General features: G+C 64.7%; 9 protein-coding genes. 6 read left to right on the forward strand and 3 right to left on the reverse strand.

Annotated elements, in window-relative coordinates:
• Positions 1 to 188: 188 nt before the first annotated feature.
• Both JHD73_RS13005 and sbcB read left to right on the forward strand, forming a co-directional pair.
• Positions 189 to 1709, forward strand: a complete 1521-nt coding sequence (locus JHD73_RS13005; RefSeq protein ID WP_199030687.1) for an aldehyde dehydrogenase family protein — start codon at positions 189 to 191, stop codon at positions 1707 to 1709.
• A gap of 91 nt (positions 1710 to 1800) precedes the next feature.
• Entirely contained in the window at positions 1801 to 3240 is a 1440-nt protein-coding gene (gene sbcB / locus JHD73_RS13010) for an exodeoxyribonuclease I (RefSeq protein WP_199030688.1), read from the forward strand.
• Positions 3241 to 3308: 68 nt separating this feature from the next.
• Here the strand turns inward: sbcB and JHD73_RS13015 are convergent, their stop codons facing one another.
• The gene (locus JHD73_RS13015; RefSeq protein ID WP_199030689.1) at positions 3309 to 6869 is read right to left on the reverse strand and encodes an indolepyruvate ferredoxin oxidoreductase family protein; all 3561 of its coding nucleotides are present in this window, start codon (positions 6867 to 6869) and stop codon (positions 3309 to 3311) included.
• Positions 6870 to 7564: 695 nt separating this feature from the next.
• Between JHD73_RS13015 and JHD73_RS13020 the strand changes: the two genes are divergently transcribed.
• Together JHD73_RS13020 and JHD73_RS13025 are read left to right on the forward strand one after the other, a co-directional pair.
• Positions 7565 to 8431 (forward strand): hypothetical protein, encoded by an 867-nt coding sequence (locus JHD73_RS13020; protein ID WP_199030690.1) that lies wholly within the window; start codon positions 7565 to 7567, stop codon positions 8429 to 8431.
• Positions 8428 to 9093 (forward strand): N-acetyltransferase, encoded by a 666-nt coding sequence (locus JHD73_RS13025; protein ID WP_233176944.1) that lies wholly within the window; start codon positions 8428 to 8430, stop codon positions 9091 to 9093. The genes JHD73_RS13020 and JHD73_RS13025 overlap by 4 nt, the downstream gene beginning before the upstream one ends.
• A gap of 25 nt (positions 9094 to 9118) precedes the next feature.
• On the opposite strand, the gene JHD73_RS13030 is transcribed toward JHD73_RS13025, so the two are convergent.
• Complete coding sequence (locus JHD73_RS13030) at positions 9119 to 10594, reverse strand: PLP-dependent aminotransferase family protein (RefSeq protein WP_199030691.1); 1476 nt, start codon at positions 10592 to 10594, stop codon at positions 9119 to 9121.
• A gap of 93 nt (positions 10595 to 10687) precedes the next feature.
• Here JHD73_RS13030 and JHD73_RS13035 point away from each other — a divergent pair, with 93 nt between their 5' ends.
• Together JHD73_RS13035 and JHD73_RS13040 are read left to right on the forward strand one after the other, a co-directional pair.
• Positions 10688 to 11380, forward strand: a complete 693-nt coding sequence (locus tag JHD73_RS13035) for a pyridoxamine 5'-phosphate oxidase family protein (protein WP_199030692.1) — start codon at positions 10688 to 10690, stop codon at positions 11378 to 11380.
• Entirely contained in the window at positions 11377 to 12288 is a 912-nt protein-coding gene (locus JHD73_RS13040; protein WP_199030693.1) for a DMT family transporter, read from the forward strand. The genes JHD73_RS13035 and JHD73_RS13040 overlap by 4 nt, the downstream gene beginning before the upstream one ends.
• A gap of 582 nt (positions 12289 to 12870) precedes the next feature.
• Here the strand turns inward: JHD73_RS13040 and JHD73_RS13045 are convergent.
• On the reverse strand, positions 12871 to 13572 hold a 702-nt coding region (locus JHD73_RS13045), incomplete at its 5' end, for a type II secretion system F family protein (RefSeq protein ID WP_199030694.1).

Consider the following 13572-nt stretch of genomic DNA (forward strand, 5'->3'; position numbering starts at 1 on the left):
TGAGACAACGTATCGGGGGTGACACGCGCGGTTGATCCGCCGCAAGGGCCGCTTCTCGAGGAAAACCGCACGGCATGCAGGTTTGCCGTCGGGGGCCGGACATGGCCCGCACCTTGCAGAAGCACTCCCGGACGCGGCGCAACCTATGACGCCTGCGCCGCCCAAATCACATCAGGAGACAACCCATCATGCGTTACGCCCATCCCGGCACGTCCGGCGCCATCGTTTCGTTCAAGTCGCGCTACGGTAACTTCATCGGCGGCGAGTTTGTTGCGCCAGTCAAAGGTCAGTACTTCACCAACACCACGCCGGTGACGGGCGAGGCGATTGCCGAATTCCCGCGCTCGACGGCGGAAGACATCGACCGTGCACTCGATGCCGCGCACGCTGCGGCAGACGCCTGGGGCCGCACCTCGGTGCAGGATCGCTCGCTGATCCTGCTCAAGATCGCCGACCGCATCGAGCAGAACCTCGAACTGCTGGCCGTGACGGAAACGTGGGACAACGGCAAGCCCGTGCGCGAAACGCTCAATGCGGACATTCCGCTGGCGGTGGATCACTTCCGTTACTACGCCGGCTGCATCCGCGCGCAAGAGGGCTCGGCGGCGGAGATCAACGAGCACACTGTGGCGTATCACATCCACGAACCGCTGGGCGTGGTCGGCCAGATCATCCCGTGGAATTTCCCCCTGCTGATGGCCGCGTGGAAGCTGGCGCCCGCGCTTGCTGCCGGCAATTGCATCGTGCTCAAGCCAGCCGAGCAGACGCCGCTGGGCATCAATGTGCTGATGGAGTTGATTGGCGATCTGCTGCCGCGCGGCGTGCTCAATGTTGTGCACGGCTTCGGTAAGGAAGCCGGCGAGGCACTCGCCACCAGCAAGCGCATCGCCAAGATTGCCTTCACGGGCTCGACGCCGGTGGGCTCGCATATCCTCAAGTGCGCGGCCGAGAACATCATTCCGTCGACGGTGGAGCTGGGCGGCAAGTCGCCCAACATCTATTTCGAAGACATCATGCAGGCCGAGCCGAGCTTTATCGAGAAGGCCGCCGAAGGCCTGGTACTCGGCTTCTTCAACCAGGGTGAGGTGTGCACGTGCCCCTCGCGCGCGCTGGTGCAGGAGTCCATCTACGGCCGCTTCATGGATGCGGTACTGACCAAGGTCGCCGCCATCAAGCGTGGCGACCCGCTCGACACGGAAACGATGGTGGGCGCGCAGGCTTCCGAGCAGCAGTTCAACAAGATCCGCACGTATCTGGAAATCGCGCGGGAAGAGGGCGCCGAGTGCCTGGTCGGCGGCGAGCCCGAAGTGCTGCCCGGCAAGCTCGGCACCGGTTACTACATCAAGCCGACGCTGCTCAAGGGCGACAACAGCATGCGTGTGTTCCAGGAGGAGATCTTCGGCCCGGTGATTGCCGTGACCACCTTCAAGGACGAAGCGCAGGCCGTGCAGATTGCCAATGACACCGAATATGGCTTGGGTGCCGGCGTGTGGACGCGCGACATCAACCGTGCCTATCGCGTGGGCCGTGCCATCAAGGCCGGGCGTGTGTGGACCAACTGCTATCACCTGTATCCGGCGCACGCAGCCTTTGGCGGTTACAAGAAATCGGGCGTGGGCCGTGAGACCCACAAGATGATGCTCGACCATTATCAGCAGACCAAGAACCTGCTGGTGAGCTACGACACGCAGCCGCTGGGCTTCTTCTGACCTGCGCGGCTGGGGCTGGCTGTTTGGGCGGGGGTGCCGGCAAGGCTGTTAGCATGCCGGCATCTTCAGCCTTTTCCTGCGAGCAATTCCCTTGCCCGTCACCCAGACCTTCCTCTGGCACGACTACGAAACCTTCGGCGCCGTGCCACGCCGCGATCGCCCCGCACAGTTTGCGAGCATCCGCACCGATGCCGAGCTCAACGAGATTGGCGAGCCGGTCGAGCTGTTCTGCCAGCCCTCCAATGACTGGCTGCCCGACCCGGTGTCGTGCCTCATCACCGGCATCACGCCGCAGCAGTGCGCCAAGCAGGGCGTGCCGGAATATCAATTCGCGCAGGCCATCGAGCGCGAACTGGGCACGCCCGGCACCATCGGCGTGGGCTACAACACCATCCGTTTTGACGACGAAGTCACGCGCCACCTGTTCTGGCGCAACCTGATCGACCCGTACGCACGCGAGTGGCAGAACGAGTGCGGGCGGTGGGACTTGCTGGACGTGGTGCGCACCACGTGGGCGCTGCGCCCGGATGGTATCCAGTGGCCTAAACACGAAGATGGCAAGCCGAGCTTCAAGCTGGAGCATTTGTCCAAGGCCAACGGCCTGGTGCACGATGCCGCGCACGATGCCGTGTCCGACGTGCGCGCGACGATTGCGCTGGCGCGACTGATCCGCAACGCGCAGCCGCGCCTGTTCGACTTCTGCCTGGCACTGCGCAAGAAAGACCGCGTGCTGGCCGAGATTGGCGATGCACCGCGACCGCTGCTGCACATCTCCGGCATGTACGGAGTCGAGCGCGGCTGCATGGCCGTGGTGTGGCCGCTGGGCTGGCACCCGACCAACAAAAATGAGTTGATCGTGTGGGACCTGGCGTTCGACCCCTCCGAGCTGTTTCATATGGATGTCGCCACGATCCGTGAGCGCATGTTCACGCGTACCGCAGACTTGGCCGAAGGCACGACGCGCCTGCCCATCAAGTCGATCCACATCAACAAGTCGCCCATCGTCATCAGCAACATGAAGACGCTGCAGCCTGCGCAGGCCGAGCGCTGGGGCATCGACTTCACCGCCATCGAGCAACACGCCCACATCGCCCAAGGCGCGCCCGACATGCGTGAGACCTGGCGGCAGGTCTATGCCCGCGAGCTGGAGCCGATCGACGATGTGGACCAGAACCTGTACGGCGGCTTCGTCAGCAATGAAGACCGTCGCACGCTCAACGAACTGCGCACGCTCAACGGTGAACAGCTCGCGCAACTGCACCCGGATTTCGCGGATGCGCGCCTGCCCGAGCTGCTGTTCCACTACCGCGCACGCAACTTCCCCGACACGCTCTCCGAAGAGGAATACGAGCAGTGGGAACAGTTGCGTGCCGAGCGCCTGTTCGAGGGCAATGACGGTTATTTGACCTTCGAGATGTTTGGCGAGCGGCTCCAGCAGTTGGGCGCCGAAGCCGCTGAGCGTGGCGACGCGCGCGCGCAGAACATCCTGCAAGACCTGTACGACTACGCACAGCAGATCGTGCCGGGCTGACGTGCTGAACACGCTCAAAGAAAAACGGAGGCTGAAGCCTCCGTTTTTTCATGGCGATGCCGAAGCGATCAAGCTGCGCGTTGCGCCGCCGCCGGATCACGCCACTGCGTCAGCAGCTTGTTCCAGCGGATGCGCGCCGCTGCCAGGTTGGCCTCCTTCACATGGCCGAAGCCACGGATGTCTTCCGGCAGGCGCGCCAGTTCTACGGCTTGCGCCAGCTTCTGCGCCGACAGCCCCTTCACCAGTTCGTCCACCAGCGCCCGGTATTCGCCGATCAGCGCGCGCTCGGTGCGGCGCTCTTCGGTTTTTCCGAATACGTCGAATGCCGTGCCGCGCAGGCCCTTGAGCTTGGTCAGCAGCTTGAACAGCCGCATCGTGTTCGGGCCGAAGCGTTTCTTGATCAGGTGGCCCTTCTCGTCGTGCTTGGCCGTCATGGGCGGCGCGAGCCAGAAGTTGAGCTGGTAGTCGCGGCCGGGTTCGCCTTCAAACTGCGCGCGCAGCTTGTCGATGAATGCCGGATCGGTGTACAGGCGGGCGACTTCGTATTCGTCCTTGTACGCCATCAGCTTGGACAGGTTGCGCACCACGGCTTCGGTGAGTGCCAGCGGCTGGCCTGCACCAACCACCGCCGTTTCCGCAGCACGCACACGCTCGACCACCGCGCGGAATTCAGCCGCGTATGCAGCGTTCTGGTACGCGGTCAGCAGATCGACGCGACGGGCGATCAGTGTGTCCAGCGAGGGCAGGGCGATCACGTCCGCCTTGGCACGCGGCGCATCGTCAGCCAACTTCAGCACCGCATCACGGTCTTGCGCGAGGTGGCGGCCCCATTCGAATGCGGTCTTGTTCTTCTCGACCGCCACGCCGTTGAGTTCGATCGCGCGGATGAGCGCGTCGTACGTCAGCGGCAGCCAGCCTTTCTGCCACGCGAAGCCCAGCACCAGCGGGTTGGTGTAGATCGCGTCGCCCAGCAGGCGCACGGCCAGTGTGTTGGCGTCTTCAAACGCGCAGGCATCGCCGATGGCGGCGCGGATGTCCGCTTCCGCCGAGCTGCCCGGGAAGCGCCAGTTCGGGTTCTTGATGAAGTCGGCCGTGGGCGATGCCGTGCTGTTGACGATGGCGCGCGTCTGGCCGTGCTGTACCTTGGACAGCACTTCGTCCGACGCCGAGACAATCGCATCGCAACCGATCACCAGGTCGGCCTCGCCCATGGCGATGCGCGTGGCGTGGATGCTGTCCGGGCGCTCGCCGATCTGCACGTGCGAGAGCACCGCGCCACCCTTCTGCGCTAGGCCCGCCATGTCGAGCACGGTCACGCCCTTGCCCTCGATGTGCGCTGCCATGCCGAGCAGCCCGCCGATGGTCACCACGCCCGTGCCGCCCACGCCCGTCACCAGCACGCCGTATGCGCGCTGGATGGCCGGCAGTTCCGGGTACGGTAGCAGCGGCAGGTCGCTCATCGACACGCCGCGCGATTCCGGCTTGCGCACCTGTGCGCCTTCGGCCGTCACAAAGCTCGGGCAGAAGCCGTTCACGCACGAGAAATCCTTGTTGCACGACGACTGGTTGATCTTGCGCTTGGTGCCCAGCTCCGTTTCCAGCGGCTCGACCGACAGGCAGTTCGACTTGACCGAGCAATCGCCACAGCCTTCGCACACGGCGTCGTTGATGAATGCGCGGCGTGCCGGATCGGCCATCGTGCCGCGCTTGCGGCGGCGGCGCTTTTCCGTCGCACAGGTCTGGTCGTAGATCAGTACGCTGGTGCCTTGCACTTCGCGCAGCTCGCGCTGGATCGCATCCAGGCGATCGCGGTGGTGCACGGCCACGCCTTCGGGCAGTTTGATGGCGGCGTTGTACTTCTCCGGCTCGTCCGTGACGATGACGATGCGCGACGTGCCTTCGGCATGCACCTGGGCGGCAATCTGCGGCACGGAGAGCGGGCCGTCCACCGGCTGGCCGCCGGTCATGGCCACGGCATCGTTGTAGAGGATCTTGTAGGTGATGTTCACCTTGGCCGCGATGGACGCGCGAATCGCCAGCAGGCCCGAGTGGTAGTACGTGCCGTCGCCCAAGTTGGCGAACACGTGCTGGTCGCCCGAGAACGGCATCTGGCCAATCCACGCCACGCCTTCACCGCCCATCTGGCTGAAGGTATCGGTGCGGCGGTCCATCCACACGGTCATGTAGTGGCAGCCGATGCCGGCCAGCGCGCGCGAGCCTTCGGGCACGTTGGTCGACGTGTTGTGCGGGCAGCCCGAGCAGAACCACGGCTTGCGCTCGGCGGTGATGCGGGGCTTGGCCAGCGCCTTCTCTTTGGCGTCGATGATGGCGATGCGCGCGGCAATGCGCGCACGCACGTCGGACGGCAGCTCGAACTTCTCCAGCCGCGTGGCGATGGCGCGGGCGATCAGCGCGGGCGAGAGCTCGTAGTGTGCCGGCAGCAGCCAGTTGGCCATCGGCACGGACCATTCGCCGCCAGCGTTGTCGCGTTCGTCAAACTTGCCGTACACGCGCGGGCGCACGTCGTCGCGGTAGTTGTACAACTCTTCCTTGAGTTGGTATTCGAGAATCTGGCGCTTCTCTTCCACCACCAGAATCTCTTGCAGCCCTTCGGCAAACGCGCGCGCGCCATGCGCTTCGAGCGGCCACACGCAGCCGACCTTGTACAGGCGGATGCCGATGCGGCGGCAGGTGTCTTCGTCGAGACCGAGGTCGACCAGCGCCTGGCGTACGTCCAGGTAAGCCTTGCCGGCGGTCATGATGCCAAAGCGCGCCTGCGGCGAATCGAGCACCACGCGGTCGAGCTTGTTGGCACGCACGTACGACAGGCCCGCGTACCACTTGTAGTCGAGCAGGCGGGCTTCCTGCACCAGCGGCGGATCGGGCCAGCGGATATTGAGGCCGCCCTGCGGCATGATGAAATCTTCCGGCAGGATGATCTCGGCGCGGTGCGGATCGACGTCCACCGAGGCCGACGATTCCACCACGTCCGTCACGCACTTCATCGACACCCACAGGCCGGAGTAGCGGCTCATTGCCCAGCCGTGCAGGCCGTAGTCGAGGTACTCCTGCACGTTCGACGGATACAGCACCGGAATGCCGGCGGCCTTGAACACGTGTTCCGACTGGTGCGCCAGCGTGGATGACTTGGCGGCATGGTCATCGCCTGCGAGCACCAGCACGCCGCCGTGTGCGGATGAACCGGCCGAGTTGGCGTGCTTGAACACATCGATCGTGCGGTCCACACCCGGGCCCTTGCCGTACCACATGCCGTACACGCCGCTGAACTTGGCGTTCGGATACAGATTGACCTGCTGCGAGCCCCAGACCGCCGTGGCGGCCAGGTCTTCATTGAGCCCCGCCTGGAAGACGATGTTGTGCCCCGCCAGATGCTTCTTGGCCTTCCACAAGGCCTGGTCCAGCGCCCCCAGCGGCGAGCCGCGATAGCCGGAGATGAAGCCTGCCGTGTTCAGCCCAGCGGCGCGGTCGCGCTCTTGCTGCAGCATCGGCAGACGCACCAGGGCCTGCGTGCCGCTGATATAGATGCGGCCACGCTCGAGCGTGTACTTGTCGTCCAGGGAAACGGTTTCGAGCGCGCGGCGTAGCGCGTCGTTCAGAGGGGCATTCATGCGTGCTCCGTGTGGGTGTGCCGGGATCACCGACAGCAGGTCTCTTTTGGTGCCGTCCGCGCCGCTTCTTGTGGAAACTGGCAGACAGCCGTGGGTCGGGGCATCGTAGCACTGCGTGACATTCCCAACACCGTGCAACGCAGCAAGAATGGGGCGGGGTTTTCCCGAGGTTGCGGCGCTTGCGGCACAGATGTGGCGCGTGGATCGAGCCGACGATAAGCATGTTGCACCGCATGCAAAGTTGGGCGGCGCACCCGCTGCGTACGACGCGAATTGGCAAACTTCAGTCAAGAAGTAAGGCGTGCGTCACTTTGTCTCTGGACTTTCCTCAGCGTCGCCGCCATCCTGCGCGGTTACGTCCTGAAAACCCCATTCCTGACCATGTCCCGCACCCAACCCACTCGCGTTCCGCGCCGGCAAGCACTGCCGGTGGCCTGCACGCGCGTGCGTTGTGGCGCGGCACATGACCTTCCGCCCGCGCACGCTGCCCTTCGGCACTTCCTGCTCGCCCGGCTTTCGTAAGCCGTGCGGGGCGCCGCCCATCTGGCGCCTCTGCCCCGCACGGCCACTTCCACTCAGTCTCGCCTCTTAACACGGGTTCGACACGGCATCGATGTGATGCGGTGTCGGCACCGGTTCGTCCGCCATCTGCCGGCAGATCGTTGATCGCCGCGTTGCCGGGCGCAGGAATTGCCATGGAACTCACACAGAACTTCATCAAGGCCAAACAGCCTTGCGCGGCGGGCTACCGTTGGTACATCCGTAACCGCCACAACGGCACCGATTACCAACACCTGCTCGACAGCCTCGTGCGCGAGGGCCGCATTACCGATGCCATTTGGCTGCTCGACAACTTCGGCCCAACCGATGCCGTGCTCGAAGCCGACGACATCGAGGCCGATGCGCTCATCTTTGCCGGCACGATCATCGTGCGCGGTGGCATCCACGTCGATGGTGTGTTGCGCGCGGGGCTGGCGATCCGCGCGGGCGGCGGTGTGCGCGCGGGCGAATCCATTACCACGGGTAGCGACCTCGAAGCCAAGGCGGGTCTGTACTGCGACGGCACCGTGCACCTGGGTGGCGACCTTCGGGTCGGTTGGAGCGTAACAGCCGCCGGTGCGCTGCACTGTGGCGGCACGGCGCGTGTGCACCGCGACTTGCATTGCGACGCCGGTCTCGACGTCGCTGACAATTTGTTGATCGGCGAAGCGCTGGCTGCGCGCGGCAACGTGCGCGTCGGCAAGGGGTTGCGCGCTGGCGGCGAGGTGGTCAGCGAGGCCGGCATCGTGAGCGCGAACGGCATTCTCGTGGGCGCTGACCTACGCGCGAATACGCACCTGGAGGCCGGCTGGGGCATCAAGGCCTCGGGCGATATCGAAGCCGGCGGCGCCATCCGCGCAGGCGAGGGCGTTGAGGCGGGTGGCGTGATCGTTGCCGGGCCGGGCTATGGCATCCACGCGGGCTTGAGCGTACGCATGGATGATTGGCCGTCCAGTGCGTGCATTCGTGCGGTCGAACAGCCCGCACGCCTCATCAGCGGCTATTGGATGGAGGCTGCATGAGCGCCGTACTGACCCTGCCCGTGCCATCACCGGCTTTGCCAACATTGGCATCGACCGTGCAATCGCTGCGTCGGTGGCTTGCACCGCTTGGCCTGCGCACCGACGTCGACTTCAACAACGAAGACATCGAGCGCGAACTCGACGCGCTGTATGAACGCATGCAAACGCCCGGCACGCCGCTGCATGGCATGACGTTCGACGACGGCACCTTGCCGGGTTTTCGCCTGCACACCCGCGAGGCCGATGGCGAGATCTACGTGTATGTCGAAGACGTGGCGGCACGGCGCCTGGCCGGCTACACCGTCTTCAACCGCTTAATTGAGCTGGACAAGCGCGCAGATCGCTATCTGCGTTCGCCGCACTCGAAGTACGCGTTGGCGTACCAGCGGCGCGGGTTGGCCTCGACCGTATTCCGGCGCGCGCTCGACGGTGGGATGTGTCTGATGAGCGGCGCGCGTCAGTCCGTCGGGGTGCATGGGGTGTGGCAGTCGCTCGCCAGGCGCTACCCATCGGGGTATGTGGAGGTGTGCGACAAGCGCCTGCGCTACCTGGGCGACCATGTGGACGATGTTGTGCTGGAGGCCCTGCACACGCGGCGTGTGCTGCTGGGGGCGGGCTGGAGCTTGGCCAAACTGGCCGCCGCCACAAGGATGGTCGTCTGACTGGGTGCCTGATGCGCAGCAGATCCTATGCGGCGACCGCCTCAATCACGCGCTGCATCTGCAAGACCAACCCGTCCATCGCTTCGGCCGGCACATTGCCGTAGCCGAGCACCAGGCCGTTGTATTGCGGGGTCAGCGTGCCCGGCAGGCAGAAGCGCGACAGCGGCCGCAGCACCATGCCCTGTGCGCGGGCGGCAACGCTCACATCCAGGTCGCGCACCGGCGCATCGAGCCGCGTCGACAGGTGCATGCCACCGGCGCCGCCCGAGACGGTCACCACACCGTGCAGGTGCCGCTCAAGCGCGGCCTGCAACGCATCACGGCGCTCGCCGTATAGACGCCGCATGCGCCGCAGATGCCGTGTGAAATGTCCTGCTTCAATGAACTCTGCCAGCGCCAGCTGATCAGCCACGCGCCCGCGCAGCATGAGCGCACCCGCCGCCGGACGCAGCACGGTGGCCAGTGCCGGCGGCACGACCATGTAGCCGAGACGCAGCGCCGGAAACAGCATCTTGCTGAAGGTGCCGAGGTAGACCACCGGCGCATCGGCGGTGAGCCCCTGCACGGCAGACAGCGGTGCACCACTGTGGCGGAACTCGCTGTCGTAGTCGTCTTCGATGATCCACGCGCCCACGGCACGTGCCTGTTGGATCAGCGCAAGGCGGCGCTCCAGGCTCATCACCGAGCCCAGCGGGTACTGGTGCGACGGCGTGATGTAGATCAGCTTGGGTGGCGTATCGCGCCAGTCTTGCGGGCGCGGAGCAAGGCCATCGGCATCAATGCCGATCGGCACCAGCCGCAGGTCGGCCGCCTGCATGGAGGCGCGTGCACCGTAGTAGCCGGGGTTCTCGATCCAGGCGATGTCGCCGGCATCGGCCAGGGCGCGGGCGCACAGGTCCAGGCTGTTCTGCGTGCCATCGGTGATGAACACCTGCGCGGCTTCGCAGCGCACGCCGCGCGAGACGCGCAGATACTCCGCCACGGCCTGACGCAGCGCCACATTGCCTTCCACCTGCCCGTAGCCCATCTGTGCCGGCCCAATGTGGCGCCACGCTCGCTCCATGCAGCGCCGCCATTGCGCGAGCGGAAACGCATCCAGCGCGGGTGTGCCCGGCAGGAAGGGCAGCAGATCGCTCATCTCGCCGCTCGGGCGTGCCAACCCAGCAACGCGGTGCGACAACGCGGGTGGCGCTTCTGGTGCTTGCGTCGGGGCCTGCTGCAAGCCAACGCGTGCGACCACCGTGCCTTGTCGGCGGCTGAGCACAAAGCCCTCTGCTGCCAGTTGTTCGTACGCATACAGCACCGAGTTGCGCGCCATGCCCAGCTCTTCCGCCAATGAGCGCGATGAAGCCAACCGCGTGCCTTCCTCAATCTGGCCACTCAGGATGGCGGTGCGCAGGCAGGCGTACAGCCGGTGCTGCTGCGATGGCCGTGCGCCGCCCTCCGCCTTGCCGCGTGGGGCGGTCCGTTCGTAGTTCGACAGCAAGACGCCGTAGTCCATCCTGGCTCCAAGGTTCTGTGTTTCTGTGGGTCTACGCATGGTGCCACGGTTTTTTTATCGTCGGCAGATCAAATTCCTGTTCAGGTCCTTGCCATGACGACAACCACAACGCCGGCCACCGCCACCCCACCGACCGATCGCACGCGCGTGAACCGTGTCGCCCGCCGCGGCCACTACGATGCCGCCACGCTGCACGCCATCCTGGACGCGGCCTACGTCTGTCACATGGCCTTTGCCGATGAGCATGGCGTGCACTGCATCCCCACCGCGTGCTGGCGCGAAGGCGATCATCTTTACGTGCATGGTTCCAACGGCAGCCGCATGCTCAAGCTGGCGGCCAGCGGCGCACAGGTGTGCGTGACGGTCACGCATATCGACGGGCTGGTGCTGGCGCGCTCGGCGTTCAACCACTCGATGAACTATCGGTCGGCCGTCATCTACGGCGCGTTCGAAGTCGTGCCCGACGAACAGAAGCCGGCCGTGCTCGACACCTTCATGGAGACGCTGGCCCCCGGGCGCTCGAAAGAGGCGCGCCCCGGCAATGCCAAGGAACTGGCGGCCACCACCGTGCTGCGCATTCCGCTGGACGAAGCCGCGTGCAAGATCCGCACGGGCGGCCCGAAGGACGACGCAGAAGACCTTGCCTTGCCCGTATGGGCCGGCGTGTTGCCGATGGCATTGCTGCCGCTGCCGCCGGTGGTGGACGCCGCACCGGCTGGTACGCCGGACTATGTGCGCGAGTGGAAAGTTACCGCTCGTGTTCCCGCGGAAGCGGTGACGACATGACCACCGCCGTCGGCACCGCCACAACCGGAAGCCCGGCGCGCACCGCCTGGTTGCTGCTCGGCGTGGTCGCGCTGGCCTGGGGGATCAACTGGCCGGTCGGCAAGGGCATGCTTGCGTATCTGCCGCCCATCTGGGTGGTGGCGTTGCGCTCTGCTGTCGGCACGCTTGCGCTGCTGGTGATCTGCCTGCTGCGTGGGCGGTTGGTGATACCGAAGCGCGGCGACATCCCGGTCATCCTGAGTGTTGGCGTGCTGCACATGACGGCGTTTTCGGCGCTGGTCAGCCTTGGGTTGCAGTTCGTGCCGGCGGGGCGCTCGGTGGTGCTGGCGTACACCACGCCACTGTGGGTGGTGCCGGGGGCGTGGCTGTTGCTCGGCGAGCCCTTGACCGGGCGACGGTTGCTTGGCGTCGGGCTTGGCTTGCTGGGGTTGCTGCTGATCTTCACTCCGCTGACGTTTGACTGGCATGCGGGGCATGCAGTGTTCGGCAATGGGCTGGTGATGCTGGCGGCGTTGTGCTGGGCGGCGAGCATTCTGTACGTCCGGTCGCACAAGTGGGTGACGCCGCCGTTCGAGTTGGTGTTCTGGCAGGCGTTGCTGGCGACCGTGCTGTTGGTGCCGCTGGCGCTTGTGCACGATGGAGTGCCATCGATTGACTGGCAGCCTTCGCTGATCGGGTTACTGCTTTACGGTGGCGTGTTTGGGATTGCGCTGGCGTATTGGGCGGTCACCACGGTCAATCGGATGTTGCCGGCTGCGACGACGTCGCTGGGGCTGTTGGGGGTGCCAGTGTTTGGGATTGTCTGCTCTGCTGTGGCACTGGGGGAGGTGGTCAGTGCTGCGTTGCTGGGGGCGATGGGGTTGATTCTTGGGGGGATATTGGTGGGGGCTTTCGGGAGGCGTTCCTAGGTTTGTGTTCTGTATTGGCCCTGGTGGTGCATCCCTGTTTCGTACCCTGCCGGGCACGACTCACTTTTCTTTGTCTTGCCAAAGAAAAGTAAGCAAAAGAAAGGCGCGCCCGAGATGGCGACCCCCTCCTTGAATTTTCATAACCGGGCGGAGACGGGAAAAACTCGCTGCGCTCAAACAGTTTCCCGTCTTTTTTCCGCCCGCTTACGAAAATTCAAGGCGCCATCAAGGGCAGGAACGTCAAAGGCCAAACCGGCGGGGCACAAACGTGAGCGCCAAAGCGTGTTTGATCGAGAGATGCGTGCAGCGGCACCCAAGATGAAGTTGTGCGCTGGCAAGAGATTGTTTGCTTTTCCCTTGCCCTATGCGGCGCCTTGAATTTCTGTTGCAAGGAGGAAAAAGGAAGGGAAACTGTTTGAGCGCAGCGAGTTTTTCCCTTCCCCTCCTTGCGACAGAAATTCAAGGAATCTTTCGCCGCATCGGGCGCGCTTTTCTTTGCTTACTCTCTTTGGCAAGACAAAGAAAGTGAGTCAGCCCCAGCAGGGGATGAAACAAGGGGCACACCACCAACAAAAAAGCCAGTCAGTGCACCAACTGGTTGATCTCAATAATCGGCATCAACACAGCCAAGACGATCAGCAGCACAACCACACCCATCGTCAAAATCAGCGCCGGTTCGAGCAAGCCCGTGAGGAACAGCGTACGACGCTCCAATTCCTGCGCTTCACCTTGAGCCGCCCGCTCCAACATCGCAGGCAAATTCCCCGTCGCCTCGCCAGAGCGAATCAAGTGCACCAGCACCGGCGGAAACTGATTCTGCGCCGCCAACGCCCGCGCCAGCGACGTCCCCTCCCGCACCCGCGTGGACGCATCCTCCACGTTGGTCTTGAGCGCGACGTTGTTCAGCGTCTCCCCCGCCGCCTGCAGCCCCCGCAAGATCGGTACGCCCGCACTGGTCAGAATCGCCAGCGTGCTGGCAAACCGCGCCGTGTTGTAACCCCGTACGAGCTTGCCGAACAGCGGCGCCGTCAGCAGCCACTTGTGCCACGACAACCGCAGCGCCGGCTGCTTGAGCAGATTGCGAATCAGCAGGCCGAGCACCACCAGCACGATCGCCGCCAGCCACCCCCAGTTCCGCACGAAGTCTGAGAGCCACAGCATCACGATGGTCAGCGTCGGCAGCTTTTGCTTCGTGTTGGCAAACACGCTTACCACCTGCGGCACCACGTACGACAGCAGGAAGATCACGATCGCAAACGCCACCACCGTGACGATGGCCGGGTA

This window comes from Ralstonia sp. ASV6, assembly GCF_016429285.1.
Lineage (GTDB): Bacteria > Pseudomonadota > Gammaproteobacteria > Burkholderiales > Burkholderiaceae > Ralstonia > Ralstonia flaminis.